The 25,632-nt window shown below is 71.5% G+C and carries 23 protein-coding genes; 20 read left to right on the plus strand and 3 right to left on the minus strand.

Annotation, left to right across the window (positions count from 1 at the left end):
* The first annotated feature begins 43 nt into the window (after positions 1-43).
* The 8 genes from ACWD68_RS15205 (at position 44) to ACWD68_RS15240 (ending at position 8,855) form a co-directional block, all read left to right on the plus strand.
* Positions 44-1,150 (plus strand): quinone-dependent dihydroorotate dehydrogenase, encoded by a 1,107-nt coding sequence (locus tag ACWD68_RS15205; protein ID WP_451806882.1) that lies wholly within the window; start codon positions 44-46, stop codon positions 1,148-1,150.
* Positions 1,147-1,989, plus strand: coding sequence for an orotidine-5'-phosphate decarboxylase (gene pyrF / locus ACWD68_RS15210; RefSeq protein WP_451806883.1), 843 nt, complete (start codon positions 1,147-1,149; stop codon positions 1,987-1,989). The genes ACWD68_RS15205 and pyrF overlap by 4 nt, the downstream gene beginning before the upstream one ends.
* Before the next feature lie 310 nt (positions 1,990-2,299).
* Positions 2,300-2,623, plus strand: coding sequence for an integration host factor (locus ACWD68_RS15215; RefSeq protein ID WP_330329439.1), 324 nt, complete (start codon positions 2,300-2,302; stop codon positions 2,621-2,623).
* A 37-nt stretch (positions 2,624-2,660) separates the two neighbouring features.
* Positions 2,661-3,218 carry a guanylate kinase gene (gmk, locus tag ACWD68_RS15220; protein WP_451806884.1) on the plus strand — a complete coding sequence of 186 codons (558 nt, stop codon included), beginning with the start codon at positions 2,661-2,663 and terminating at the stop codon, positions 3,216-3,218.
* Between the two features lie 38 nt (positions 3,219-3,256).
* Positions 3,257-3,529 (plus strand): DNA-directed RNA polymerase subunit omega, encoded by a 273-nt coding sequence (rpoZ, locus tag ACWD68_RS15225; protein WP_003982715.1) that lies wholly within the window; start codon positions 3,257-3,259, stop codon positions 3,527-3,529.
* 91 nt (positions 3,530-3,620) lie between these two features.
* A complete protein-coding gene (gene coaBC / locus ACWD68_RS15230) occupies positions 3,621-4,823 on the plus strand; it encodes a bifunctional phosphopantothenoylcysteine decarboxylase/phosphopantothenate--cysteine ligase CoaBC (protein WP_451806885.1) in 1,203 nt (400 codons plus the stop codon).
* Between the two features lie 238 nt (positions 4,824-5,061).
* A complete protein-coding gene (gene metK, locus ACWD68_RS15235) occupies positions 5,062-6,270 on the plus strand; it encodes a methionine adenosyltransferase (protein WP_451806886.1) in 1,209 nt (402 codons plus the stop codon).
* Positions 6,271-6,680: 410 nt separating this feature from the next.
* Positions 6,681-8,855 (plus strand): primosomal protein N', encoded by a 2,175-nt coding sequence (locus ACWD68_RS15240; protein ID WP_451806887.1) that lies wholly within the window; start codon positions 6,681-6,683, stop codon positions 8,853-8,855.
* A gap of 303 nt (positions 8,856-9,158) precedes the next feature.
* On the opposite strand, the gene ACWD68_RS15245 is transcribed toward ACWD68_RS15240, so the two are convergent.
* Positions 9,159-9,701 (minus strand): hypothetical protein, encoded by a 543-nt coding sequence (locus tag ACWD68_RS15245; protein WP_451806888.1) that lies wholly within the window; start codon positions 9,699-9,701, stop codon positions 9,159-9,161.
* A gap of 360 nt (positions 9,702-10,061) precedes the next feature.
* Between ACWD68_RS15245 and fmt the strand changes: the two genes are divergently transcribed.
* A complete protein-coding gene (gene fmt, locus ACWD68_RS15250) occupies positions 10,062-10,994 on the plus strand; it encodes a methionyl-tRNA formyltransferase (RefSeq protein WP_451806889.1) in 933 nt (310 codons plus the stop codon).
* A gap of 62 nt (positions 10,995-11,056) precedes the next feature.
* On the plus strand, positions 11,057-12,490 hold the full coding sequence (locus ACWD68_RS15255) for an RsmB/NOP family class I SAM-dependent RNA methyltransferase (protein ID WP_451806890.1): 1,434 nt from the start codon (positions 11,057-11,059) through the stop codon (positions 12,488-12,490).
* 72 nt (positions 12,491-12,562) lie between these two features.
* Here ACWD68_RS15255 and ACWD68_RS15260 read toward each other — a convergent pair whose 3' ends face one another.
* On the minus strand, positions 12,563-14,875 hold the full coding sequence (locus ACWD68_RS15260) for an MMPL family transporter (RefSeq protein WP_451806891.1): 2,313 nt from the start codon (positions 14,873-14,875) through the stop codon (positions 12,563-12,565).
* A 134-nt stretch (positions 14,876-15,009) separates the two neighbouring features.
* Between ACWD68_RS15260 and rpe the strand changes: the two genes are divergently transcribed.
* The 7 genes from rpe (at position 15,010) to ACWD68_RS15295 (ending at position 21,630) form a co-directional block, all read left to right on the plus strand.
* Positions 15,010-15,696, plus strand: coding sequence for a ribulose-phosphate 3-epimerase (gene rpe / locus ACWD68_RS15265; RefSeq protein WP_451806892.1), 687 nt, complete (start codon positions 15,010-15,012; stop codon positions 15,694-15,696).
* A 78-nt stretch (positions 15,697-15,774) separates the two neighbouring features.
* Positions 15,775-16,818: a sugar-binding transcriptional regulator gene (locus tag ACWD68_RS15270; RefSeq protein ID WP_451806893.1), complete on the plus strand. Its 1,044-nt coding sequence runs from the start codon at positions 15,775-15,777 to the stop codon at positions 16,816-16,818.
* 50 nt (positions 16,819-16,868) lie between these two features.
* Positions 16,869-17,315, plus strand: coding sequence for a ribonuclease domain-containing protein (locus ACWD68_RS15275; RefSeq protein WP_451806894.1), 447 nt, complete (start codon positions 16,869-16,871; stop codon positions 17,313-17,315).
* A complete protein-coding gene (locus ACWD68_RS15280; RefSeq protein WP_451806895.1) occupies positions 17,312-17,689 on the plus strand; it encodes a barstar family protein in 378 nt (125 codons plus the stop codon). Before ACWD68_RS15275 ends, ACWD68_RS15280 begins: the two co-directional genes overlap by 4 nt.
* 107 nt (positions 17,690-17,796) lie before the next feature.
* On the plus strand, positions 17,797-19,239 hold the full coding sequence (locus tag ACWD68_RS15285) for a GuaB1 family IMP dehydrogenase-related protein (protein WP_451806975.1): 1,443 nt from the start codon (positions 17,797-17,799) through the stop codon (positions 19,237-19,239).
* Between the two features lie 426 nt (positions 19,240-19,665).
* Positions 19,666-21,147, plus strand: a complete 1,482-nt coding sequence (locus ACWD68_RS15290) for an amino acid permease (RefSeq protein ID WP_451806896.1) — start codon at positions 19,666-19,668, stop codon at positions 21,145-21,147.
* 30 nt (positions 21,148-21,177) lie between these two features.
* Positions 21,178-21,630 carry an Lrp/AsnC family transcriptional regulator gene (locus tag ACWD68_RS15295; RefSeq protein ID WP_015661832.1) on the plus strand — a complete coding sequence of 151 codons (453 nt, stop codon included), beginning with the start codon at positions 21,178-21,180 and terminating at the stop codon, positions 21,628-21,630.
* Positions 21,631-21,811: 181 nt separating this feature from the next.
* On the opposite strand, the gene ACWD68_RS15300 is transcribed toward ACWD68_RS15295, so the two are convergent.
* The gene (locus ACWD68_RS15300) at positions 21,812-22,552 is read right to left on the minus strand and encodes a GntR family transcriptional regulator (RefSeq protein WP_451806897.1); all 741 of its coding nucleotides are present in this window, start codon (positions 22,550-22,552) and stop codon (positions 21,812-21,814) included.
* 211 nt (positions 22,553-22,763) lie between these two features.
* Here ACWD68_RS15300 and ACWD68_RS15305 point away from each other — a divergent pair, with 211 nt between their 5' ends.
* From ACWD68_RS15305 to ACWD68_RS15315, 3 genes are read left to right on the plus strand one after another with little or no spacing between them, the layout of a single operon-like run.
* Positions 22,764-23,921: an ABC transporter substrate-binding protein gene (locus ACWD68_RS15305; RefSeq protein WP_451806898.1), complete on the plus strand. Its 1,158-nt coding sequence runs from the start codon at positions 22,764-22,766 to the stop codon at positions 23,919-23,921.
* Positions 23,918-24,826, plus strand: a complete 909-nt coding sequence (locus ACWD68_RS15310; protein ID WP_266756455.1) for an ABC transporter permease — start codon at positions 23,918-23,920, stop codon at positions 24,824-24,826. Before ACWD68_RS15305 ends, ACWD68_RS15310 begins: the two co-directional genes overlap by 4 nt.
* The gene (locus tag ACWD68_RS15315) at positions 24,814-25,632 is read left to right on the plus strand and encodes an ABC transporter permease (RefSeq protein ID WP_451806899.1); all 819 of its coding nucleotides are present in this window, start codon (positions 24,814-24,816) and stop codon (positions 25,630-25,632) included. Before ACWD68_RS15310 ends, ACWD68_RS15315 begins: the two co-directional genes overlap by 13 nt.

The following is a 25,632-nucleotide window of genomic DNA, read 5'->3' on the forward strand; positions in this document are numbered from 1 at the left end:
GCCCCCTGATGAGGCCCCACCGGGCTCTTTCGAGGACATGATCATGTACAAGCTCTTCTTCAACCTCGTCTTCAAGCGGATGGACCCGGAGCAGGCCCACCATCTGGCCTTCCGCTGGATCCGGCTCGCCGCGCGCGTCCCCGTCCTGCGCACCTTCGTCGCCGCCGCGCTCGCGCCGCGCTTCAAGGAGCTGCGCACCGAGGCGTTCGGACTGCGCATGCACGGCCCCTTCGGACTCGCCGCGGGCTTCGACAAGAACGCCGTCGCCATCGACGGGATGGCGATGCTCGGCTTCGACCACATCGAGATCGGCACGGTCACCGGGGAGCCGCAGCCCGGCAACCCCAAGAAGCGGCTGTTCCGCCTCGTGTCGGACCGCGCGCTGATCAACCGCATGGGATTCAACAACGAGGGCTCCGCGGCCGTCTCCGAGCGCCTGGCGGCCCGTACGCCCGTCTTCCGGACCGTCGTGGGCGTCAACATCGGCAAGACCAAGGTCGTCCCCGAGGCGGAGGCCGTCGGCGACTACGTGAAGTCGACCGAGCGCCTCGCCCGGCACGCCGACTACCTCGTCGTGAACGTGTCGTCCCCGAACACGCCCGGACTGCGCAACCTCCAGGCCACCGAGGCGCTGCGCCCGCTGCTCAGCGCCGTCCGCGAGGCCGCCGACCGCGCCGTCACCGGCCGGCGCGTCCCGCTCCTGGTCAAGATCGCGCCCGACCTCGCCGACGAGGACGTCGACGCGGTCGCCGACCTCGCCGTCGAACTCGGCCTGGACGGGATCATCGCCACCAACACGACCATCGCGCGCGAAGGACTCGGTCTGACATCCGAACCCTCGCTGGTGAAGGAGACCGGGGGACTCTCGGGCGCGCCGCTCAATGCGCGCTCCCTGGCGGTGCTGCGCCGCCTCTACGCGCGCGTGGGCGACCGCATCACCCTGGTGGGCGTCGGCGGCGTCGAGAACGCCGAGGACGCCTGGCAGCGCATCCTGGCCGGCGCCACGCTGGTCCAGGGCTACAGCGCCTTCATCTACGAGGGGCCCTTCTGGGGCCGCGCCATCCACAAGGGGCTCGCCGCCCGCCTGCGGACGAGCCCGTACGCCACCCTCGCCGACGCGGTCGGCGCCGACGTGAGGAAGTCCGTATGAGCCTGGAACCCTTCGGCGCCCGCCTTCGCCGTGCCATGGACGAGCGGGGCCCCCTGTGCGTCGGCATCGACCCGCACGCGTCCCTGCTCGCCGACTGGGGGCTCGGTGACGACATCGCCGGTCTGGAGCGCTTCAGCCGCACGGTCGTCGAGGCGCTCGCCGGCCGGGTCGCCGTCCTGAAGCCGCAGAGCGCCTTCTTCGAGCGGTTCGGTTCGCGCGGGATCGCCGTCCTGGAGAAGTCGGTCGAGGAGGCGCGGGCGGCCGGGGCGCTGGTCGTGATGGACGCCAAGCGCGGCGACATCGGCTCGACCATGGCCGCGTACGCCGAGACCTTCCTGCGCAAGGACGCGCCGCTCTTCTCGGACGCGCTGACCGTGTCGCCGTACCTGGGCTACGGCTCGCTGAAGCCCGCGGTCGAGCTGGCGCGCGAGAGCGGGGCCGGGCTCTTCGTCCTCGCGCTCACCTCCAACCCGGAGGGCGGCGAGGTGCAGCACGCCGTACGGGCGGACGGACGCAGCGTCGGAGCGACGATGCTCGCGCACCTGGCCGCCGAGAACGCGGACGAGACGCCGCTCGGCTCCTTCGGAGCGGTGATCGGCGCCACGCTGGGCGATCTCTCCTCGTACGACCTGGAGATCAACGGTCCGCTCCTCGCGCCCGGAATCGGCGCCCAGGGAGCGACGGCGGCCGACCTGGCGGGTGTCTTCGGGTCCGCCGTGCGCAACGTCGTCCCGAACGTGAGCCGGGGTGTTCTGCGTCACGGCCCCGACATCGTGGCGCTGCGCGAGTCGGCGGAGGGGTTCGCGGAGGAGATCAGGGCGGCCGTGGCGGCCGCCTGAGCCCTCCGACAGCCGTTCGACAGCCCTCCGGTGAGCGCCTTGCGGGCGCCCCGAGTCTGAATACATTCTCAAATCCGGGGAGGTATGTCGGAAATGTCGGGATCCAGGGAGGCTGACCAGGACTTTTCCGCTGTTCTCGCTGACTCCGGCGCACTTGCCCGCTAGTCTCCGTCGAGTGGTGGCACCTCCCGCGCCTTCAAGGCGGTGGAGGGGAACGGGCAAGCGTGTTGCTCGTGGCCACCCAGGTGTGGGGCGATTAGGTTCCTCACCGGTCCGTATCCGACAGTTCGACATCCGAGGTGACGTAGGCGTGGCTCTTCCGCCCCTTACCCCTGAACAGCGCGCAGCCGCGCTCGAAAAGGCCGCCGCGGCTCGCCGGGAGCGGGCCGAGGTCAAGAATCGACTCAAGCACTCCGGCGCCTCCCTCCACGAGGTCATCAAGCAGGGTCAGGAGAACGACGTCATCGGCAAGATGAAGGTCTCCGCTCTCCTGGAGTCCCTGCCGGGCGTGGGCAAGGTCCGCGCCAAGCAGCTCATGGAGCGACTCGGGATCTCCGAGAGCCGCCGCGTGCGCGGTCTCGGCTCGAATCAGATCGCCTCTTTGGAGCGCGAGTTCGGCGGTTCCGGCGCCTGAGTCCTGGGCACCCCAGGATTGCTGGAATAATCGCTGCATGAGTGAACGTCCGCGGCTGACCGTGCTCTCCGGCCCCTCAGGGGTCGGCAAGAGCACGGTCGTCGCTCATATGCGCAAGGAACACCCCGAGGTCTGGCTCTCGGTGTCGGCGACGACCCGCAAGCCGCGCCCCGGTGAGAAGCACGGAGTCCACTACTTCTTCGTCTCCGACGACGAGATGGACAAGCTGATCGCCAACGGCGAGCTTCTGGAGTGGGCCGAATTCGCCGGCAACCGCTACGGGACTCCGCGGGCCGCCGTCCTGGAGCACCTGGAATCGGGTGTGCCGCTCCTCCTGGAGATCGATCTCCAGGGTGCCCGGCAGGTCCGCGAGTCCATGCCCGAGGCGCTGCTCGTGTTCCTGGCTTCGCCTTCCTGGGAGGAGCTGGTGCGCAGGCTCACCGGGCGGGGCACCGAACCGCCGGAGGTGATCGAGCGCCGCCTCGAGGCCGCCAAGATCGAACTCGCGGCCGAGCCGGAGTTCGATGTCACCCTGGTCAACACCTCCGTCGAGGACGTGGCGCGCGAGCTGCTAGCCTTGGTGGAAGTTGTTTGATCTTTAAGGTCAATTTTCCACCTTTCGGAAGGCAGAGCGTGTCCTCTTCCATCACTGCTCCCGAGGGCATCATCAACCCTCCGATCGACGAGCTCCTCGAGGCCACCGACTCGAAGTACAGCCTGGTGATCTACGCGGCCAAGCGTGCCCGCCAGATCAACGCGTACTACTCGCAGCTCGGCGAGGGCCTCCTCGAGTACGTCGGTCCGCTCGTCGACACCCACGTCCACGAGAAGCCGCTGTCGATCGCCCTGCGCGAGATCAACGCGGGTCTGCTGACGTCCGAGGCCGTCGAAGGCCCCGCTCAGTAGTCGTTCATTTGCTCATCCCAGGCCCGGCGGCGCGACTGCCGGGCCTGTGGTGTGTCATGGAGTCGTACGTTTCCGAGCTCGGGGAGAGACGGTGGACAAGCCGAAGGTCGTTCTGGGCGTCAGCGGTGGCATCGCCGCGTACAAGGCCTGTGAGCTGCTGCGACGACTGACGGAGTCGGGCCACGACGTGCGCGTCGTGCCCACCGCGTCCGCGCTGCACTTCGTCGGAGCCGCCACCTGGTCGGCGCTGTCGGGCCACCCCGTCTCCACCGAGGTCTGGGCGGACGTCCACGAGGTCCCGCACGTCCGCATCGGGCAGCACGCCGACCTCGTGGTGGTGGCACCCGCGACGGCCGACCTGCTGGCCAAGGCGGCCCACGGACTGGCCGACGACCTCCTCACCAACACGCTGCTCACCGCCCGCTGCCCGGTCGTCTTCGCGCCCGCCATGCACACCGAGATGTGGGAGCACCCGGCGACCCAGGAGAACGTGGCGACCCTGCGGCGGCGCGGTGCCGTGGTCGTCGAGCCCGCCGTGGGACGCCTCACGGGCGTCGACACCGGCAAGGGGCGGCTGCCCGACCCGGGGGAGATCTTCGAGGTCTGCCGCCGCGTCCTCGCCCGGGGTGCCGCCGAGCCCGATCTCGCCGGCCGCCATGTCGTCGTCAGCGCGGGCGGTACCCGTGAGCCCCTCGACCCCGTCCGCTTCCTCGGCAACCGCTCCTCCGGCAAGCAGGGGTACGCGCTCGCACGCACGGCCGCCGCGCGCGGCGCCCGGGTCACGCTGATCGCGGCGAACACGGGCCTCGCGGACCCGGCCGGGGTCGACGTGGTCCAGGTCGGCACCGCCGTGCAGATGCGGGAGGCCGTACTGAAGGCGGCCCCGGACGCCGACGCGGTCGTGATGGCGGCCGCGGTGGCGGACTTCCGCCCGGAGTCGTACGCGTCGGGCAAGATCAAGAAGAAGGACGGCAAGGAGCCGGAGCCGATCGTCCTGGTCCGTAATCCGGACATCCTCGCGGAGATCTCCGCCGACCGTCCGCGCCCCGGCCAGGTGGTCGTCGGATTCGCCGCCGAGACGGACGACGTCCTCGCCAACGGACGGACGAAACTGGAGCGCAAGGGCTGCGATCTCCTGGTGGTGAACGAGGTGGGGGAGCGCAAGACCTTCGGATCCGAGGAGAACGAGGCGGTGGTGCTCGGGGCCGACGGCAGCGAGACCCCGGTGCCCCACGGACCCAAGGAAGCACTGGCCGAGACGGTGTGGGACCTCGTGACACGCCGACTGGTGTGAAATCTCATCCATCCCACCAGTCACCGCAAAGCGATCAAAATCGGGCGTGGCGACCCTGGCGGAGAGCGACGGCAATGACGCAGAATGCCCGTGCCGCAGGTCACAGGCCTTCCGAGAGGCGAGACAGGGGTCCCGCGGCGGAGTGCGACCGATAAACTGTTCTCGGACGACGCCGGGCGCAGCCCCCGTCCCGTCCACCAATGATCAGCCAGCAGCCGCTGCAACCACAGGGAGCGTTGTGTCCCGTCGCCTGTTCACCTCGGAGTCCGTGACCGAGGGTCACCCCGACAAGATCGCTGACCAGATCAGCGACACCATTCTCGATGCGCTCCTGCGCGAGGACCCGACATCCCGGGTCGCCGTGGAGACGCTCATCACGACCGGCCTGGTGCATGTGGCCGGAGAGGTCACGACCAAGGCGTACGCGCCGATCGCCCAGCTCGTCCGCGACAAGATCCTGGAGATCGGCTACGACTCGTCGAAGAAGGGCTTCGACGGAGCGTCCTGTGGCGTGTCGGTGTCGATCGGTTCCCAGTCCCCGGACATCGCGCAGGGCGTCGACACGGCGTACGAGTCGCGCGTCGAGGGCGACGAGGACGAGCTGGACAAGCAGGGCGCCGGCGACCAGGGTCTGATGTTCGGGTACGCGACCGACGAGACCCCGAACCTGATGCCGCTCCCGATCCACCTCGCGCACAAGCTCTCGCGCCGGCTGTCCGAGGTCCGCAAGAACGGGACCATCCCGTACCTGCGCCCCGACGGCAAGACCCAGGTCACCATCGAGTACGACGGCGACAAGGCGGTCCGTCTGGACACCGTGGTCGTCTCCTCGCAGCACGCGTCCGACATCGATCTGGACTCCCTGCTCGCTCCCGACATCCGCGAGTTCGTCGTGGAGCCGGAGCTGAAGGCCCTCCTCGACGACGGCATCAAGCTGGAGACCGAGGGCTACCGCCTGCTGGTGAACCCGACCGGCCGCTTCGAGATCGGCGGCCCGATGGGCGACGCCGGCCTCACCGGCCGCAAGATCATCATCGACACGTACGGCGGCATGGCCCGCCACGGCGGCGGCGCCTTCTCCGGCAAGGACCCGTCCAAGGTCGACCGCTCCGCCGCGTACGCCATGCGCTGGGTCGCGAAGAACGTCGTCGCCGCGGGCCTCGCCTCGCGCTGCGAGGTCCAGGTCGCCTACGCCATCGGCAAGGCCGAGCCGGTCGGTCTGTTCGTCGAGACCTTCGGCACCGCCAAGGTCGACGCGGAGAAGATCGAGACCGCCATCACCGAGGTCTTCGACCTCCGCCCGGCGGCCATCATCCGCGACCTCGACCTGCTCCGCCCGATCTACTCCCAGACCGCCGCTTACGGCCACTTCGGCCGCGAGCTGCCCGACTTCACGTGGGAGCGGACGGACCGGGTGGACGCGCTGCGCAAGGCCGCCGGCCTGTAGTTCCCCCGTTCTCCTCGTCACGGCCGTGAGGCCCGGCACCCCCAGGGTGCCGGGCCTCACGGCCGTCGTGCGGAAACCGGTGGTCCGGGCGGGCCGGAATTCGTACGCTGGTGATCTCCCGGTGCGATGGCCGCGGTTACTTCGGTGGAGCACGCCCATGGCGTGCGGTGAATCTGGAACACGTTCCGCTGCCGCTACTGATCTCGGGAGAACCGGCACCGCCCTGCCCGGTGCGATGGCCGCGGGTACTTCCGGGGGATGTCCCCTCGCGGGTTCGAATCCCGCTGCCGGTCCTGGACCGGTATGGCCGAGTGGCCCATGGCAGATGCGCCCGCAGGGCGTTCACGATCCGCGGCCGGCCTGATCTCGGGCGCGCGGCGCTGTCAGTGCTGTCTGGTAGGAATACTGCTGTGAGCAGCGCGAACGGGCGGAGCGCAGATGGCGCGGACGGCGCAGACGGCGCGGGCGGCGCGGACGGTGCGCCGCCCGAGCAGCTTGCGCTGATCCGGGAGGCCGTGCGCCAGGCCAAGGCGCCGAAGGCGAAGCCACGGACGTGGCGAGGGGCCGCGCTCGCCAAGGAGCTGCCCGTCGCGCGGGTGCTCGTCGACAAAGGGGTGCTGCACCTCGACCGCTACTTCGACTACGCCGTGCCCGAGGACCTGGACGAGGCCGCGCAGCCGGGTGTGCGCGTGCGGGTGCGATTCGGCGCCGGGGGACGCCAGGTGCGCGAGGGGCGGCGCGAGGGCGGCGGTCTGATCGACGGCTACCTCGTCGAGCGGGTCGCCGAGTCCGACTACTCCGGGCCGCTGGCCGCCCTCGCGCAGGTCGTCTCGCCCGAGCCCGTCCTCGGGCCCGAACTGCTGGGACTCGCCCGCGCCGTCGCCGACCGGTACGCGGGATCGCTCGCCGACGTGCTGCAACTGGCCGTTCCGCCCCGGCACGCCCGCGCCGAGGCGCGGGAGTCGCCGGCGCCCCCGCCGCCGCCCACCGCACCCGACCCCGGGACCTGGCGGAGGTACGGCAGGGGAGCGGACTTCCTCGCCTCGCTCGCCTCCGGCGGGGCCCCGCGCGCGGTGTGGACCGCGCTGCCCGGTCCGGAGTGGGCAGAGGAGATCGCCCGGGCCGTGCAGGCGACGCTCGCCTCCGGGCGCGGCGCGCTCGTCGTCGTGCCGGCCGGGCGGCCCGCCGCCCGTGTGGACAGCGCCCTCAAGGCCCTGCTGGGGGAGGGGCAGCACGCCGTGCTGACCGCCGACGCCGGACCGGAGCGGCGCTACCGCGAGTGGCTCGCCGTACGGCGCGGGGCCGTGCGGGCCGTGGTCGGCACGCGGGCCGCCATGTTCGCGCCCGTACGGAATCTGGGACTTGTCGTGGTCTGGGACGACGGCGACGCCGGACACAGCGATGAGAACGCTCCCTTCCCGCATGTCAGGGAAGTGCTGGAGCTGCGTGCGTCACGCGACAAGTGCGGTTTCCTGCTGGGGAGCTGGACGTGCACCGTGGAAGCGGCCCAGCTGGTCGAGAGCGGCTGGGCGCTGCCGCTGGCCGCGGACCGGGAGCAGGTGCGCGGCGCCGCGCCGCTGGTGCGGACCGTCGGGGACGGCGACCTCGCGCGCGACGAGGCCGCCCGTGCCGCTCGGCTGCCCACGCTCGCCTGGCAGATCGTCAGGGAGGGTTTGCGGCAGGGGCCCGTGCTGGTCCAGGTGCCCCGGCGGGGGTATGTGCCCCGGATGGCGTGCGCGCAGTGCCGGACGCCCGCGCGGTGCCGGCACTGCGCGGGGCCGTTGGAGGCGCAGGACGCCCAGGCTCTGCACTGTGCGTGGTGCGGGCGGGACGAGAGTGCCTGGCACTGCCAGGACTGCGGCGGGTTCCGGCTGCGGGCGCAGGTCGTCGGCGCCCGCCGGACCGCCGAGGAACTGGGGCGGGCGTTCCCGGCCGTACCGGTGCGCACGTCCGGGCGGGAACAGGTGCTGGACACGGTGTCCGATGCACCCGCGCTGGTGGTGAGCACGCCGGGGGCCGAACCCGTCGCCGAGGGCGGATACGCGGCCGCGCTGCTGCTCGACGGCTGGGCGATGCTCGGACGGCCCGATCTGCGGGCCGGTGAGGACGCGTTGCGCCGGTGGATAGCCGCCGCCGCACTGGTGCGTCCGCAGGGAGAGGGCGGCACGGTCGTGGTCGTGGCCGAACCGACCCTGCGGCCCGTCCAGGCGCTCGTGCGGTGGGATCCCGTCGGACACGCGGTGCGTGAGCTCGCCGAGCGGGCCGAGCTGGGATTTCCGCCCGTCTCCCGGATGGCGGCGGTGTCCGGGGCGCCGGAGGCGCTCGCCGGGTTCCTCGCCGCCGCCGAACTGCCGGGCGACGCCGAGGTTCTGGGGCCCGTACCGCTGCCGGTGACCGAGGCCGGCCGGCCTCGGCGCGCCGGTGGGCCGCCCCCTGGTGAGGCCGGGGAACGGGTGCTCATCCGGGTGCCCCCGGGCAGCGGCGCCGCGCTGGCGGCCGCGCTGAAGGGCGCGCAGGCGGCACGGATGGCGCGTGGGGGGAGCGAGCCCGTACGGATCCGGATCGATCCGCTCGACATCGGGTGAGGCCGGGTCGGGCCCCGTGCATCCGTGGGATCGGCCGGGCCGGCGACACCGAGCTCGCGAAGTGTGGGTGCCGACGCGGGCGTTGGCGTGCGCCGCGGCCATGGCCGGCGGGCCTGCGCTGTGGGCCCGGGTGGCGGGCGCGAACGGTGGACATGGCCACCGGGCGTGAAGTGGGCCATGGCGGCGTGCGCGGGCCGCGGGCGTCGGCTGCGGGTCCGAACTGCGGGCGCGGGGCGGGTGCGGGTATGGGACTGCCTCCCGGGGCCTTGGTGCCGGGAGGCAGTTGTCGTCGCCGGGAGCGGGTCAGCCGTTGCGTGGGCCCGGGAAGGCCGTGGGCCTGACCTCGTCGCGGAGTGTGGGGCTGCCGGCCGTCGGCTGGGTCGGCATGGAGCGGGCGGCGGGGACGGTCGGCACCCCGGGGAGAGCGGTGTTGACGGCGACCGTGCGGGCGCTCGCCGTCTCCGTGGCCCGCTCCGCTTCCGCGGCGGCCTGGGCGGTCGCCCGGCGGGCGCCGTAACGACGGTGCACCGCCTGCTTGGTGACACCGAGGGCCGAGCCCACCGCGTCCCACGAGAATCCGAGTGAGCGGTCGAAGTCCACGGCGGCCGTGACCAGGGTCTCGACGCTGTCCCGCAGCTCCTGGGCGAGACGGACGGTCGGGGCGGGAGCGCGTCCGTAGACGACGAAGCCCGTGGAGGGTCCTGAGCGGCGGGGACGGTAGACATTGCCCAACTGGGCGGTCAGCGTGCGCAGTGCGTCCACCTGTCGGCGGACCCGCTCGATGTCCCGCACCAGCAAGTGCAGGCTGGCCCGAGCCTGGGCGTCGTGGGTTGCGTGGTCGGCCATGAACAAGCCTCTCGAACAGGCGTTGAAAAGGATCGGGCCGCGAATCTGCGGCCCGCTGTGGTCAACTCTTTCTTGACCAACGCGTGGACGGGTGAGTGGTCACGCTGCGGGGGCGCAGGGGCATATGCACGGGGCGCGTCCCACCTCGTACGCCCCCGTCGTGTGGTGCGCGCGCCCCGCATGCCGTGCCGGTGAGCGGGCGGCACCACCCGTGCGGGCCGGAGGACATGGCACCCCGGAAGAACCCCCGAGCCCTTGGGCTCCGCGCGGCATAGACTGGTGCGCTGCCCCGCGCTCCGCCCCCACCGGCACGCGCGCGGGGGATGGAAGAGCTCCCGCCCGAGAGGCCAACCGCCACCCATGAAGCTCGTCTTCGCAGGTACCCCCGAGGTCGCCGTTCCCGCCCTGGACGCCCTGATCGCCTCCGGGCGTCACGAGGTGGCCGCTGTCGTCACCCGGCCGGACGCGCCGGCCGGGCGGGGGCGACGGCTCGTCGCGAGTCCGGTCGCCGAGCGGGCGGAGGAGGCCGGCATCGAGGTGCTCAAGCCCGTGAAGCCCCGGGACGAGGAGTTCCTGGCCCGGCTGCGCGAGATCGGCCCGGACTGCTGTCCCGTCGTCGCGTACGGGGCCCTGCTGCCCCGGGTCGCCCTCGACATCCCCGCTCAGGGCTGGGTCAACCTGCACTTCTCGCTGCTGCCCGCCTGGCGCGGCGCCGCCCCCGTGCAGCACGCGATCATGGCCGGCGACGAGATCACCGGCGCCTCCACCTTCCTGATCGAGGAAGGCCTCGACTCGGGGCCGGTGTACGGGACCGTCACCGAGGAGATCCGGCCCACCGACACCAGCGGGGACCTGCTGACTCGGCTCGCCTTCGCCGGGTCCGGACTGCTCGCCGCGACGATGGACGGGATCGAGGACGGCACGCTCAAGGCCGTCCCGCAGCCCGCCGACGGCATCAGCACCGCGCCGAAGATCACCGTCGAGAGCGCCCACGTCGACTGGGCGGCCCCGGCACTGCGCGTCGACCGCGTGGTGCGCGGGTGCACGCCCGCCCCCGGCTCCTGGACCGTCTTCCGCGCCGAGCGCCTCAAGCTCATCCAGGTCGCGATGGTCCCCGACCGCACGGATCTCGCCCCGGGCGAGCTGTCGGTCGCCAAGAACAACGTGTACGTGGGCACCGGTTCCTTCGCCGTGGAGCTGCTCTGGGTGCAGGCCCAGGGCAAGAAGCCGATGCGCGCGGCGGACTGGGCCCGCGGGGTGCGGATCGCCTCCGGGGAGCGGCTCGGAGTCTGACGCCGGCCCTGCGGCGTACGCTGATAAGCGCATCTTTTTCCTGGATCCGGAGCACCTTTTTCGTGAGTGAGCAGCCCCGTCGGCCGCAGAAGCCCGGCAAGCCCTACCGCCGCCCCCAGAAGGACCCGGTCCGCATGCTCGCCTTCGAGGCGCTGCGGGCCGTGGACGAGCGGGACGCCTACGCGAACCTCGTCCTGCCTCCCCTGCTGCGCAAGGCGCGGGAGAAGGGCGGCTTCGAGACTCGGGACGCCGCGCTCGCCACCGAGCTGGTGTACGGCACGCTGCGCCGGCAGGGGACGTACGACGCCGTGATCTCGGCCTGCGTCGACCGGCCGCTGCGCGAGGTCGACCCGCCGGTCCTCGATGTGCTCAGCCTCGGTGTCCACCAGTTGCTCGGCACGCGCATCCCGACGCACGCCGCCGTCTCCGCCTCCGTCGAACTGGCCCGGGTGGTGCTCGGCGACGGGCGGGCCAAGTTCGTGAACGCCGTGCTGCGCAAGGTCGCGCGGCAGGACCTCGACGCCTGGCTGGAGCAGGTCGCGCCGCCCTACGACGAGGACCCCGAGGACCATCTCGCGGTCGTGCACTCGCACCCGCGCTGGGTCGTCTCCGCGCTGTGGGACTCGCTGGGCGGCGGCCGGGCCGGCATCGAGGACCTGCTGGAGGCCGACAACGAACGGCCCGAGGTGACCCTCGTCGCCCGGCCGGGACGCTCCACCTCCGAGGAACTCCTCGACGCCCTGGACGAGGACTCGGCGCTTCCCGGGCGCTGGTCGCCGTACGCCGTGCGGCTCACCGAGGGCGGCGAGCCGGGCGCCATCGACGCCGTACGGGAGGGCCGTGCGGGTGTCCAGGACGAGGGCAGCCAGCTGGTCGCGCTCGCCCTGGCCAACGCGCCGCTCGACGGGCCCGACCGGGTCTGGCTGGACGGCTGCGCCGGACCCGGCGGCAAGGCCGCGATGCTGGCGGGCCTCGCCGCCCAGCGGGGCGCGACGCTGCTCGCCTCCGAGAAGCAGCCGCACCGGGCGGGACTCGTCGCCAAGGCGCTCGCCGGGAACCCCGGCCCCTACCAGGTCATCACCGCCGACGGCACCCGCCCGCCGTGGCGGCCCGGCACCTTCGACCGGGTGCTCATGGACGTGCCCTGCACGGGCCTGGGCGCGCTGCGCCGCCGTCCCGAGGCGCGCTGGCGGCGACGCCCCGAGGACCTGGACGGCTTCGCTCCGCTCCAGCGCGGACTGCTGCGCACGGCGCTCGACTCGGTGCGGGTCGGCGGCGTCGTCGGGTACGCGACCTGTTCGCCGCACCTCGCCGAGACCCGCGCGGTCGTCGACGACATCCTCAAGCACTTCGAGGGCGGCTCCGCCGAACTGCTCGACGCCCGTCCGCTGCTGCCCGGCGTGCCGGCTCTGGGGGACGGCCCCGACGTACAGCTGTGGCCGCATCTGCACGGGACGGACGCGATGTATCTGGCGCTCATCCGCAGAACCGGCTGACCGCTCGGCCCGGCTCACCGATCGGCCCGGTAGGCCGCGGGTGGCGGGTCCGTCGGTCCGGCGGAGAGCCGCTCACGAGGGCGGCGAGGGCGGATCCGCCGGTTTTCCGGGATCCGGGTCCGGGGAATGACCGGTCGTGCCGGACGCCTGGGTCCCGCCGGGTGCCAGGGTGTCGCCGGAGGTTCCGGACTCGCCGGGATTCGCGGACTTGACGGGGGCGCCGGAGGGCGCGGCGTCGCCGGGTTCCCGCGGGAGTCCCGTGTCGGGGGGCCGTGCGCCGCCGTCCTCGCGTGCGAGCCGGTGCGGCCACCACACCTTCGGGCCCACGTCGAGGAAGAGCGAGGTGACCAGCACCGAGCGCACCACGAAGGTGTCCAGGAGCACGCCGAGGGCGACCGCGAAGCCGATCTCCGCGAAGCCCACGATCGGCAGGGTGCCGAGCGCCGCGAACGTGCCCGCGAGGACGAGACCGGCCGAGGTGATCACCGCCCCGGTGGTGGCGAGCCCCGTCACCACACCGGCGCGGGTGCCCTGGCGGCCCGCCTCCTCACGGATGCGGGTGGTCAGGAAGATGTTGTAGTCGATACCCAGTGCCACCAGGAACACGAAGACGAACAGCGGGAAGGCCACGTCCTCGCCCGCGTAGTCGAAGACGTGCCGGAAGGCCAGCGCGCTCACGCCGAGGGCGGTGGCCAGCGACAGCACCACGGTCCCGATCAGCAGGAGTGGAGCGACCAGAGCGCGCAGCAGGACGCTCAGGACCAGCAGGACCACCACCAGGACGAGCGGGATGACCAGATAGTTGTCATGCGTCTGGGCGTCCTCCATGTCCAGCAGGGCCGCCGTGCCGCCGCCCACCTTCGCGTCGGCGTCGGGTACCGCGTGTACCGCGTCCCGCACCCGGTCGACGGTGGCCTTCGCCGTCTCGCTGTCCGCCGGGGCGCGCAGGGTCGCCTCGAACAGCACCCGGCCGTCGTGCTCGGGGGCGGTGCCCGGTGGCACACCGATGCTCGTCGGCACCACGCCCGGATCCGCCGCGACGGCACGGCCGACCTGCTCGGCCCGGTCCGTGTTGGAGACGACCACCAGGGGATCGCCGGCGCCCGCGGGGAAGTAGCGCGCCGACACCTCCTGGCCGACGATCGAGTCCGGTTTCCCGGTGAACGCGTCGGCGTTGGAGATGCCCGCGGCCCGCAGCTGGATCAGGCCGAGGGACAGCACCCCCAGTGCCAGTGCCGTGGCGACCCAGGTCGTCCGGGGGCGGCGGGCGATCCGGTGGCCCATGCGCGCCCAGACGCCGCTCCTGGTCGGATCGGGCGAGCCGAAGTGCGGAACGGCGGGCCAGAAGATCCAGCGCCCGAAGACCAGCAGCAGGGCAGGGAAGAGCGTGAGCATGGCGAGCAGGGCGACGGCCACGCCGATCGCCGCGACCGGGCCGAGGCCCCGCGTCGAGTTCATCTCGGCGACCAGCAGCACCAGCATGCTCAGCACGACCGTCGCGCCCGAGGCGAGGATCGCCGGACCCGCCCGGTTCATGGCGAGGGTCATCGCCTCGTGGCGGTCCTCGTGACGGCGCAGCTCCTCTCGGTAGCGGGCGACCAGCAGCAGCGCGTAGTCGGTCCCCGCCCCGAACACGAGCACGGTGAGAATGCCCGCGCTCTGGCCGTTGACCGTCAGACCGGCGTGTTTCGCCAGCAGATAGATCAGCGCCTGGGCCGTGAACAGGGCGACGACCACGCCGAGCAGCGGGACGAACAGCAGGGTCGGGCTGCGGAAGGTGATCAGCAGCATCACGATGACGACGGCCATCGCGGCGAAGAGCAGCGTCGAGTCGATGCCTTCGAACGCCTCGGAGGAGTCGGCGGCGGTACCGCCGGGCCCGGTGATGTGCACGGAGAGACCGTCGTCGCCCTTGCCCACCTGGTCACGGATGGAGTCGACGGCGGGGGAGATCCGCTGCCAGCCCGACGCGTCCATCGTGATGGGGATGTAGATCTGCGCCGCCCGCGGATCCGGCTGCCGGTCGAAGACCGGACCACGGGTCTCCGCGCCGCGGATGCCGTGCTCCCGCAGCGTCTTCACCTGCTGGACGTCCTCGGCGATCTGCCGGCGGTCCTGCGCGGTCAGGCCGTCCGCGCGCGTGTAGACGACCACCGCGGGAATCTGCTCGGGCCGGAACTCGTTCGAGATGTCCAGGACTTGGGTGGATTCGGCGGAGCCCGGCAGCCAGGACTGCGCGTCGTTGTCCTGGGCGTCGCTGAGCTTCATTCCGAGGGGTGCCACGAAGATGAGGACCAGCAGCCACAGGGCCAGGACCAGCCACTTGGACCGACGTCCGCACACCACCCCGATGGTCGTCCGCTTCCAGGAGTCGAGCCGCTTCATGCCCACCCCCGTGGTCGGACGCCGAGCCGCTGGGGCGCCCAGCATGGCATGCCGGGCGCTCGTACGACGTCCGCGGAACAACCCAGGTCCGGACCGAGGAGAGCAACCGGCCCGGGACATGGCAGTCTTGGGGCATGGCCGTGCAGATCAACCCCAGCATCCTGTCCGCCGACTTCGCCCGTCTTGCCGAGGAGGCACAGGCGGTGCAGGGCGCGGACTGGCTCCATGTCGACGTCATGGACAACCATTTCGTACCGAACCTCACGCTTGGGGTGCCGGTCGTAGAGTCTTTGGCCCGTGCGACGGACACACCGCTGGACTGCCATCTGATGATCGAGGACGCCGATCGGTGGGCGCCCCAGTACGTGGAAGCGGGTGCCGGCTCCGTCACCTTCCACGTGGAGGCGGCTGCCGCGCCCGTCCGGCTGGCCCGGGAGATCCGGGCCATGGGGGCCCGCGCCTCCATGGCGCTCAAGCCCGCGACCCCGATCGAGCCGTACGAGGACCTGTTGCCCGAGCTCGACATGCTGCTGATCATGACGGTCGAACCCGGATTCGGGGGCCAGGCCTTTCTTGACATCATGCTCCCGAAGATCCGCCGCACGCGCGAGTTGATCAGCAAGCACGGACTGGAACTGTGGCTCCAGGTCGACGGCGGTGTCTCGGCGTCGACCATCGAGCGGTGCGCGGAGGCGGGCGCCGACGTGTTCGTCGCCGGTTCGGCGGTGTACGGGGCGGCGGACCCGGCGCAGGCGGTACGCGCATTGCGCACCCAGGCTCAGGAGGCGACGGCCCATGCATCGTGGGCGTGCGACCACTGAGCCAAGGGAACGTGAACGCCGCCCATCAGGGCGAACCGAGTACGCCGGATCTGCAAGGATGAACGGCGAATCCAGAGTGTGAACAGCAGTGAGGAGATCGCCGTGTCGGGTATGTCGGCGGGCCGGTCAGCCATGCGGATGGGACCCGCAGAGCTGGTGCAGGCGGCGGCCATGGCCCGCCGCTTCTACCTCGAGGGCAAATCCAAGATCCAGATCGCCGAGGAGTTCGGCGTCAGCCGCTTCAAGGTGGCCCGGGTCCTGGAGACCGCTCTCGAACGGGATCTCGTGAGGATCGAGATCCGCGTCCCCGCCGAGCTGGACGCGGAGCGCTCGGACGCGCTGCGCGCCCGCTACGGCCTGCGGCATGCCGTGGTCGTCGAGTCCCCGGCGGACGCCGAGGAGTCGCCCGACCCGGAGAACCTCGGTGAGGTGGCCGCCGACCTGCTCGGCGAACTCGTCAACGAGGGCGATGTGCTCGGCCTCGCCTGGGGCCGCTCCACCATCCACATGGCGGCGGCCCTGGACCGGCTCCCGCCGTGCACCGTGGTGCAGCTGACGGGCGTGTACGACGCCGGGACCGCCGAGCGCGGCTCCGTCGAGGCCGTCCGGCGGGCCGCGCAGGTGTCGGGCGGCGACGCCCACCCCATCTACGCACCGATGCTGCTGCCCGACGCGGCCACCGCGGCGGCGCTGCGCAATCAGACGGGGATCGCCCGCGCCTTCGAGTACTTCGACAAGGTCACGGTCGCCTGCGTCTCCATCGGCTCCTGGGAGCCGGGCATCTCCACGGTGCACGACATGCTCAGCGACGAGGAACGCTCGCACTACGCGTCCCTCGGTGTCGCCGCCGAGATGTCCGCGCACCTCTTCGACGCCGAGGGCCGGCGGGTCGGGCGCGACCTGGGCGAACGCTGCATCACGGTCGAGGCCGACCGGCTGCGCCGTATCCCCGAGGTCGTCGCGATCGCGGGCGGGCAGCGCAAGGCCGCCGCCATCGACGCGGTGCTGCGGTCCGGGCTGGTCACCAGCCTGGTGACGGACACCTCGGCCGCGGACAGTCTGATGACGGCGGGCCCGCCCCCGCGTCCGGCCCTGAACCGGGCGGACCCGGACGGCCCCTGAGGGTCTTCCACCGCGCGCCGCGAGGGGACGGCCGTGGCAGCATCGACGTCATGCTGCCGCGGCCGTCCCCTCGCGCGTTCGCGGGCCGGCTGTTCGCCGGCCTGCTGGTCTGTCTGACGGTCCTGCTGACGGGCTGCTCGTCGACGGGGACCGCCGTGCCGGGCGACTCCGCGGCCACGGCCGCGAGCCGCGCCACGGCGGTCCCGTCCTGGGCCGGCGACCTGCCGGCCGTCGCCGCGGCCGCGCTCCCCGCGCAAGCACGTGAGACCCTCGCCCTCATCGACCGGGGCGGCCCCTTCCCGTACGCCAAGGACGGCGCCGTCTTCGGCAACGTCGAGCGTGAGCTGCCGGGGCACGCCAGGGGGTACTACCACGAGTACACGGTCCGGACCCCGGGCGAGCGCGACCGCGGGGCCCGCCGGATCGTCACCGGGGGCAGCGGGGAGATCTACTACACCGACGATCACTACAACTCGTTCAAGGCGGTGCTGAGATGACCCGCGGTCCTCTCACGGAGGTGTGCCGCTCCGCCGGGTGGCAGGTCACCGAACTCGACCTCACCGGGGTGCTCGACAAGGCCGGTTTCATGGCGCGCTGTGTCCGCGCCCTCGACCTGCCGGAGTGGTTCGGGCGGAACTGGGACGCGCTCGCCGACGTCCTGGGCGACCCCGACTGGGGACCGGCCAGTCCGGGCAGGCTGCTGTTGGTGACCGGCTGGCGCCCCTACGCGAGGGCGCGGCCGGGTGAATGGGAGACCGCCCAGGAGGTCCTGGAGTCGGCCTCCGGCCACTACCAGCAGTTCGACGCCACGCTCTCGGTCGCCCTCGTCCTTGGAGGATCCGACCAATTGCCCCCTGACCAGCCTGGATGATCTGTCCGGGGACCGCGTGCCGGTCGTCATGGGAGAATGAAGTACGTGCTCTTCCCCCTGGCTGACCTGTCCGGGGGCCACCTCTGATCGACTGGGATGTGCAGCACGTGCGTTTCCTCAACGACATCCAGCCCCCGTACGACCTGACGTACGACGACGTCTTCATGGTGCCCAGCCGCTCCGCGGTCGGCTCGCGTCAGGGTGTGGACCTCAGCTCTCCGGACGGCACGGGCACCACCATCCCGCTCGTCGTCGCCAACATGACGGCGATCGCGGGCCGCCGGATGGCCGAGACCGTCGCCCGCCGCGGTGGCCTTGTCGTCATTCCGCAGGACATCCCGATCGAGGTCATCACCGAGGTCGTCTCCTGGGTCAAGGGACGCCATCTGGTGCTCGACACCCCGATCGTCCTCGCGCCCCACCAGACCGTCGCCGACGCGCTGGCGCTGCTGCCCAAGCGCGCCCACAACGCGGGCGTCGTCGTGGACGAGCACAGCCGTCCGGTCGGTGTGGTCACCGACGCCGACCTCACCGGCGTGGACCGCTTCACCCAGCTGTCCGAGGTCATGTCGAAGGACCTGCTGCTCCTCGACGCGGACATCGAGCCCCGCGAGGCGTTCAACACGCTCGACGGCGCCAACCGCCGCTACGCCCCCGCCGTGGACGCGGACGGCAAGCTGGCCGGCATCCTCACCCGCAAGGGCGCCCTGCGCGCCACGCTGTACACCCCGGCCACCGACGCGGGCGGCAGGCTGCGCATCGCCGCCGCCGTCGGCATCAACGGCGATGTGGCGGGCAAGGCCAAGCAGCTCCTGGACGCGGGCGTCGACACGCTCGTCATCGACACGGCGCACGGTCACCAGGAGTCGATGATCAGCGCCGTCAGGACGGTGCGCGCGCTCGACCCGCAGGTGCCGATCGTCGCGGGCAACATCGTCGCCGCCGAGGGCGTCAAGGACCTGATCGACGCGGGCGCCGACATCATCAAGGTCGGCGTCGGCCCCGGCGCCATGTGCACCACCCGCATGATGACCGGCGTCGGCCGGCCGCAGTTCTCGGCCGTCATGGAGTGCGCGGCCGAGGCCAAGAAGTACGGCAAGCACGTGTGGGCCGACGGCGGTGTCCGCCACCCCCGTGACGTCGCGATGGCGCTGGCCGCCGGCGCGTCCAACGTCATGATCGGCTCCTGGTTCGCCGGCACGTACGAGTCCCCGGGCGACCTCCAGCAGGACGCCAACGGGCGCCTGTACAAGGAGTCGTTCGGCATGGCCTCGGCGCGTGCCGTGAAGAACCGCACCAGCGAGGAGTCGTCGTACGACCGGGCCCGCAAGGCGCTGTTCGAGGAGGGCATCTCCACCTCGCGCATGTTCCTCGACCCGTCCCGTCCGGGCGTGGAGGACCTGATCGACTCGATCATCGCGGGCGTCCGTTCCTCCTGCACCTACGCGGGCGCCAACTCCCTGGAGGAGTTCGCCCGGAACGCGATCGTCGGCATCCAGAGCGCGGCCGGCTACGCCGAGGGCAAGCCCCTGCACGCCAGCTGGAGCTAGCCTCCGCCACACGACCGGAGCCGCCGACCGCTGCGGCCCGGTCCGTCACGTGTCCACGGCCCCTGTACCCCTCGCGGGAACAGGGGCCGTACGCGTACGCGGGTGCCCCGCGGCGGGTGGACGGGAGCCTCCGCACCAGGAATTGACGCACCGTCGGTTCAGTGGCCCGTGGACCCCTTCCTCCGGTCACAGGACGGCTTGCGCGGCCATCGAAAGGCCCCGCGCAACGAACATGCGCCGGGATGCGATGAACGCAACGATCTTGCGGAGATGCGCAAGGTTGCTGCATTACGCCCGTGAAGCCCGGACTCATAGGGTCAAGCGCTGTACACAGGCGTGGCGGGGACCCCGCTCGGTGGGTCCCTCCTGTCAGGGGTGCCGCCGGTCCCCGTTGCTCTCGACCGGCAGCGATGAAGGAGCCAGCGCGTGCTCGACCAAGGCGCACCCCCGCAGTCCCCACCCACGTCCACCCCACCGTCCCCAGGTGTCGGCGCGCGTCTCATGCGCCGCAAGCCCGTGGAACGCCTGGTCGCGGAGGGCGGCCAGGGCGAGGGAGGCTCCCTGCGGCGCTCCCTCGGGCTGTGGCAGCTCACCATGATCAGCATCGGTGCCACGCTCGGCACCGGCATCTTCGTGGTCCTCGGCGAGGCCGTCCCCAAGGCCGGGCCCGCGGTCACCCTGTCCTTCGTGATCGCCGGACTCACGGCGCTCTTCTCCGCCCTCTCCTACGCCGAGCTGGCCGGCACCATCCCGGTCGCCGGATCCTCGTACTCGTACACGTACGCAACGATGGGCGAGCTGGTCGCCTGGATCTGCGGCTGGTGCCTGGTCCTGGAGTACGGCGTCTCGGTCGCGGCCGTCGCGGTCGGCTGGGGCGAGTACCTGAACGAGCTGCTCGACGGCACCATCGGCGTCACCATTCCGGACGCGCTGTCCGCGCCGCCCGGGGACGGAGGCGTCTTCAACCTGCCCGCGCTCATCGTCGTGCTGCTCGCGATGGCGTTCCTGCTCGGCGGAGCCAAGGAGTCGGCGCGCGCCAACACCATCATGGTGGTCGTGAAGATCGCCGCGCTGGTGATGTTCTGCGCGATCGGCGTCCAGGGCTTCCGCTCCGGCAACTACGAGCACTTCATGCCGCTCGGCATGGCGGGCGTCAGCGCCGCGGGCGCCACCCTGTTCTTCTCCTACATCGGATTCGACGCCGCCTCCACCGCCGGTGAGGAGGCCAAGGACGCGCAGCGCGACCTGCCGCGCGCGATCATGCTCTCGCTGATCATCGTGACCGCCCTGTACGTCCTCGTCGCGGCCGTCGCCGTCGGCGCGAAGCCCTGGCGGCGGTTCAACGACTCGGAGGCCGCGCTCGCCGGGATCATGAAGGACGTCACCGGGCAGGCCTTCTGGGGCACGCTGCTGGCCGCCTGCGCCGTCATCGCCATCGCGAGTGTCGTGCTGACCGTTCTCTACGGCCAGACCCGCATCCTGTTCGCGATGGCCCGGGACGGTCTGGTGCCCAAGGTCTTCGCCCGGGTCCACCCGAAGACCGGCACGCCCCGCGCCAACACCGTGATCGTGTCGCTGTTCTGCGGTGTCCTCGCCGCCGCGATCCCGCTCGGCCAGCTCGCCGACGCCACCAGCATCGGCACGCTCTTCGCCTTCGCGCTGGTCAATGTCGCCGTCGTCGTACTGCGCCGGACGCGCCCGGCCATGCGCCGCACTTTCCGTGTTCCGCTCGCGCCGGTGCTGCCCGCGATCGGCTTCCTGCTGTGCGTGTGGATGATGGCCAGTCTCTCCGCCGTCACCTGGGTCGTCTTCGGAGTCTGGATGGCCGTCGGGCTCGTGTTCTACTTCAGTTACGGCTTCCGCCGGTCCCGGATGGCGAACGCGGAACCCGTCGCCGAGCAACCGTAGAACCCCTCGCAGAAAAGTGAACCACCCGCAGTGCTGAACGATCTCGACGAACGCATCGTGCACGCCCTCGCCGAGGACGCCCGTCGCTCCTACGCGGACATCGGGCAACTGGTCGGTCTGTCCGCGCCCGCCGTGAAGAGGCGGGTAGACCGGCTGCGGGCCACCGGGGCCATCACCGGGTTCACCGTGCGGGTGGACCCGGCGGCGCTCGGCTGGGAGACCGAGGGCTTCGTCGAGATCTACTGCCGGCGGAACACCTCGCCGGAGACCATCCAGCGCGGTCTCGAGCGCTATCAGGAAGTCGTGGCCGCCTCCACCGTCACCGGGGAGGCGGACGCGGTGGTGCAGGTCTTCGCCTCGGACATGCGGCACTTCGAGCGGGTCCTCGAGCGGATCGCCGGGGAGCCGTTCGTGGAGCGGACGAAGTCCGTGCTGGTGCTTTCGCCGCTGTTGCGTCGGTTTTCATCGGGGTCGCCCACCTAGTCGGCGTCCGCATAAGTGCGGGTGCGCCCTCTGGGGGCGGGGGCCGTTGGCTCGCGGCTGCGGGATCGTCGTGGCTGGTCGGGCAGCTCCCCGCGCTCCTTTGGGGCGCTCCCGGTGACCTGCGCCCGAACAGGGATCCGTGCTCGAACGGGGATCCGTGCCCGAAGAGGGGGCCGGGGGCTCACTCCGCCGTCTTTCTCGCCAGGGCGTTGTTGCCTATCGAGTTGTGCACGCTGAAGCTCACGGCGTCCGAGCGGTAGCGGTCGTCGGACCACTCCACCGGGCGTCCTTCGCGTGTGGTGGTGACGCGGCGGACGCGCAGCAAGGGGCTGGTGCGGCGGACTCTGAGAAGGTCGGCGTCCTGAGCGCCCGCCGCGACGGCGTCGATGACGTGCTCGCCGTAGGCGAAGACCACGCCGGTGTCCTCGAAGAGCCGCTGGGTCACGGAGGGGCACTCGGGCTCGATGGCCGCCACGGCGGGGGAGACCCAGTCCGCGTACACGGTGCGCTCCAGCAGGACCGGTTCACCGTCCAGGCCGCGCACCCGCAGCACGTGCAACACGAGGGTCTTCTGCCGTAGTTGGAGACGGACGGCGTCCTCCGCCGTCGCGGCGCGGTACTCCTGCGACACCACGTGTCCCGTCGCTTCGCGCCCCATCGCGCGCGCCCACTGGGCGAAGCTGCGCAGTTCGGCGAAACTCTGGCTGCGGCGGCCCGCGAGAACCACGCGGCGGGCTCCCTGGCGTGAACCGATGAGCCCTTCGGCGGTCAGGGCCGCGACGGCCTGACGGACCGTGCCGCGCGAGACGCCGTAGTGGGCCGCGAGGTCGGTCTCCGCCGGCAGCAGACTGCCCACGGTGTACTCCTCGCGGTCGATCGCCCGCCGCAGCTCCTCGGCGATCTCCTCGTGTCGCGCCGCCATTCTTCCCCTCTTGTCCGAGCACTGTGCACAGCGTGATCAGCCTAATCGACATCGGACGGTGATCCGTGGCGGCCGGGATTGTGCAGGGAACAAGGGGTCACGGTTTCGCCAAAGTTTACGAACAAGACACCATCGGCGGGCCTACTGGGGCCAACTTGTTCAGACAAGTTCTCCGTCCCACACCACCCTCGTGCGTCACCCTGGAGAGACCGTGACCGTGTTCCTGCCGAGGACCGCCCTCCTCACCGGCGGCCTCGCCGTCGCCGCAGCACTCGCCCTCAGCGCCTGCGGCGCCGCTCCCGACGACAAGGCGACCACCGCCGACGGCAAGAGCGCGGCCACCGCGACCTCCGCCGCGGACTTCGGCGGCTTCGACGCCCTTGTCAAGGCGGCCAAGAAGGAGGGCACGCTGCGCGCGATCGCCCTTCCCCGCGACTGGGCCAACTACGGCGCCCTCATAGACGGCTTCACCAAGAAGTACGGCATCAAGATCGAGGTCGAGAGCCCCGACGGATCCAGCCAGGACGAGATCAACGCCGTCACCTCGCGCAAGGGCCAGGACCGTGCCCCCGACGTCCTCGACCTCGGCAGTTCCTTCGCGCTGAGCGCGGCCCAGCAGGGGCTGCTCGCCCCGTACAAGGTGACCGCCTTCGGTGACCTCCCCGAGGGACAGAAGGACGCCGCGGGCCGCTGGTTCAACGACTACGGCGGCTACATCTCCATCGGCTGCGACGCCAAGCGGGTCAAGGAGTGCCCGAAGACCTTCAAGGACCTGCTCAAGCCGCAGTTCAAGGGCCAGGTCGCGCTCAACGGCAACCCCACCAAGTCCGGTTCGGCCTTCGGCGGCGTCTGCGCGGCCTCGCTGGCGAGCGGCGGTTCCTTCGACGACATCCAGCCCGGACTCGACTTCTTCGCCAAGCTGAAGAAGAACGGCAACTACACGCCGGTGGAGTCGACCCCGGCCACGGTCGAGAAGGGCGAGACACCCATCAGCATCGACTGGGACTACCTGAACGCCGGGTACGCCGACGAGTTCAAGTCCAAGGGCGTCGACTGGAAGGTCGCCATCCCCTCCGACGGTCAGTACGCCCAGTACTACTCCCAGGCCATCAACAAGGACGCCCCGCACCCGGCGGCCGCCCGCCTCTGGCAGGAGTACCTCTACAGCGCCGAGGGCCAGAACCTCTGGCTCAAGGGGTACGCCCGCCCGGCTCTGATGACCGCGCTGGACAAGGCCGGCACGCTCGACAAGACCGCCGCCGCGAAGCTCCCCGCGGTCTCCGGCACCCCGAGCTTCCCGACCGAGGAGCAGCAGAGCAAGGCGAAGACCGTGCTCGCCGACGGCTGGGGCAAGGCCGTCTCCGGATGACCACCGCTCTCACCGAGGCCCCGGCCGACGTGGCGCCCGCCGCTGCCGACCAGCAGCGGCGGCGCCGCCGCGCCCCCGACTGGCTCGCCGTCGTCCCGCTGCTCGTCTTCGTGGTGATCGCCTTCGGCATCCCCGCCCTCGCCATGCTCAACGGCGCCTTCACCGTCAAGGACCAGGCCACCGGCGCGAGTTCGTACACCACGGCCAACCTGACCGGATCGTTCCGGGGCGCCTATCTGACCGCCCTGATCGGCAGCGTCAAACTGTCCGCCGTCTCCGCGGGCCTCGCGACCGTCCTCGGACTGCCGCTCGCCCAGGCCGTGGTGACCTCCCGCTTCCGCGCCCTGCGCGAGGCCGTGCTCACCGCGTCCGGGGTCCTCGCCAACTTCGGCGGCGTCCCGCTGGCCTTCGCCTTCGTCGCCACCCTCGGCAACTCCGGTGTGCTGACACGCCACTTGAGCCTCACCGACAAGGGCTGGAACCTCTACAGCTTCTGGGGCCTGGTCATCGTCTACCTGTACTTCCTGATCCCGCTCATGGTGCTCACCATCACGCCCGCCCTCGACGGCCTGCGCTCCCAGTGGCGCGAGGCGGCGCAGAACAACGGCGCGACCTCCGTCCAGTACTGGCGGCATGTGGCGCTGCCCGTCCTCGCGCCCTCGCTGCTCGGCGGATTCGTGCTCCTCTTCGGCAGCGCCTTCGCCGCGTACGCCACCGCCGCCGCCATGGTGGGCAGCGCGGTCCCGCTGGTCACCCTGCAGATCGCCGACGCCATCTCCGGCAACGTGCTGGTCGGCCAGGAGAACGTGGCGCTCGCCCTCAGCCTCGACATGGTCCTCATCGCGGGCCTGGTCATGGCCGTGTACCTGCCCCTGCAACGACGGAGCGCGCGATGGCTCGCCTGAACCTGTGGCGCTGGGTGGTCCTCGCCCTCGCCGCGCTGTACTTCCTGGTGCCCATGGCCGCGTCCGTGATCTTCACGGTCGACGTGCCGGGGCAGGGCGTCACGTTCGACGCCTACAGCGAGATCGTGTCCAGTGACGGGTTCGTCTCCAGCCTGCTGCTCTCGCTGGAACTCGCCGCCGCCACCATCGTCGTGGTGCTGCTCCTGATGGTGCCCGCCACGGTCGCGCTGCGGCTCGGCGCGCCCCGGCTGCGACCGGTCGTCGAGGTGGTGTGCTCACTGCCTCTGGTCGTCCCGCCGATCGCGTTCGTCGCCGGGATCGCCACCGTCCTGAAGTGGGGGCCCGAACACCTCTCGCGGACCCCGCTGTTCCAGACGTTCGTCGCGATCCAGGACCCGGGCTTCCCGGTCGTGCTCGTCCTCGCGTACGTCGTGATGGCGCTGCCGTTCGTGTACCGGGCCCTGGACGCGGGACTGCGCGCCGTCGACGTGCGCACCCTCGTCGAGGCCGCCCGCAGCTGCGGCGCGAGCCCCACGCGGGCGCTCGTGCACGCCGTACTGCCCAATCTCCGCGGCGCGCTGCTCAACGCCTCCTTCCTCACCCTGGCCCTGGTGCTCGGCGAGTTCACGGTCGCGCGGCTGCTCGGCTACCAGCCGTTCGCCGTGTGGATCTACAACGTCGGCGGCTCGCAGGCCCAGATGTGCGTCGCCGTCTCCGTGCTCAGCCTCTTCGTCACCTGGGCACTGCTTCTCGCGCTCGCCGTCTTCGGCGGCCGCTCCCGTACCGCTTCCGCCTCCCGGGGATGA

It is taken from the genome of Streptomyces sp. NPDC005141 (assembly GCF_053599975.1).

Excerpts from the sequence above, each read along its gene's own strand:
- ACWD68_RS15205 (WP_451806882.1), top strand. The coding sequence starts at position 44 with ATGTACAAGCTCTTCTTCAACCTCGTCTTCAAGCGGATGGACCCGGAG.
- pyrF (WP_451806883.1), top strand. The coding sequence starts at position 1,147 with ATGAGCCTGGAACCCTTCGGCGCCCGCCTTCGCCGTGCCATGGACGAG.
- gmk (WP_451806884.1), top strand. The coding sequence starts at position 2,661 with ATGAGTGAACGTCCGCGGCTGACCGTGCTCTCCGGCCCCTCAGGGGTC.
- ACWD68_RS15245 (WP_451806888.1), bottom strand. The coding sequence starts at position 9,701 with ATGGCCGACCACGCAACCCACGACGCCCAGGCTCGGGCCAGCCTGCAC.
- fmt (WP_451806889.1), top strand. The coding sequence starts at position 10,062 with ATGAAGCTCGTCTTCGCAGGTACCCCCGAGGTCGCCGTTCCCGCCCTG.
- ACWD68_RS15260 (WP_451806891.1), bottom strand. The coding sequence starts at position 14,875 with ATGAAGCGGCTCGACTCCTGGAAGCGGACGACCATCGGGGTGGTGTGC.
- rpe (WP_451806892.1), top strand. The coding sequence starts at position 15,010 with ATGGCCGTGCAGATCAACCCCAGCATCCTGTCCGCCGACTTCGCCCGT.
- ACWD68_RS15275 (WP_451806894.1), top strand. The coding sequence starts at position 16,869 with ATGCTGCCGCGGCCGTCCCCTCGCGCGTTCGCGGGCCGGCTGTTCGCC.
- ACWD68_RS15280 (WP_451806895.1), top strand. The coding sequence starts at position 17,312 with ATGACCCGCGGTCCTCTCACGGAGGTGTGCCGCTCCGCCGGGTGGCAG.
- ACWD68_RS15300 (WP_451806897.1), bottom strand. The coding sequence starts at position 22,552 with ATGGCGGCGCGACACGAGGAGATCGCCGAGGAGCTGCGGCGGGCGATC.
- ACWD68_RS15310 (WP_266756455.1), top strand. The coding sequence starts at position 23,918 with ATGACCACCGCTCTCACCGAGGCCCCGGCCGACGTGGCGCCCGCCGCT.
- ACWD68_RS15315 (WP_451806899.1), top strand. The coding sequence starts at position 24,814 with ATGGCTCGCCTGAACCTGTGGCGCTGGGTGGTCCTCGCCCTCGCCGCG.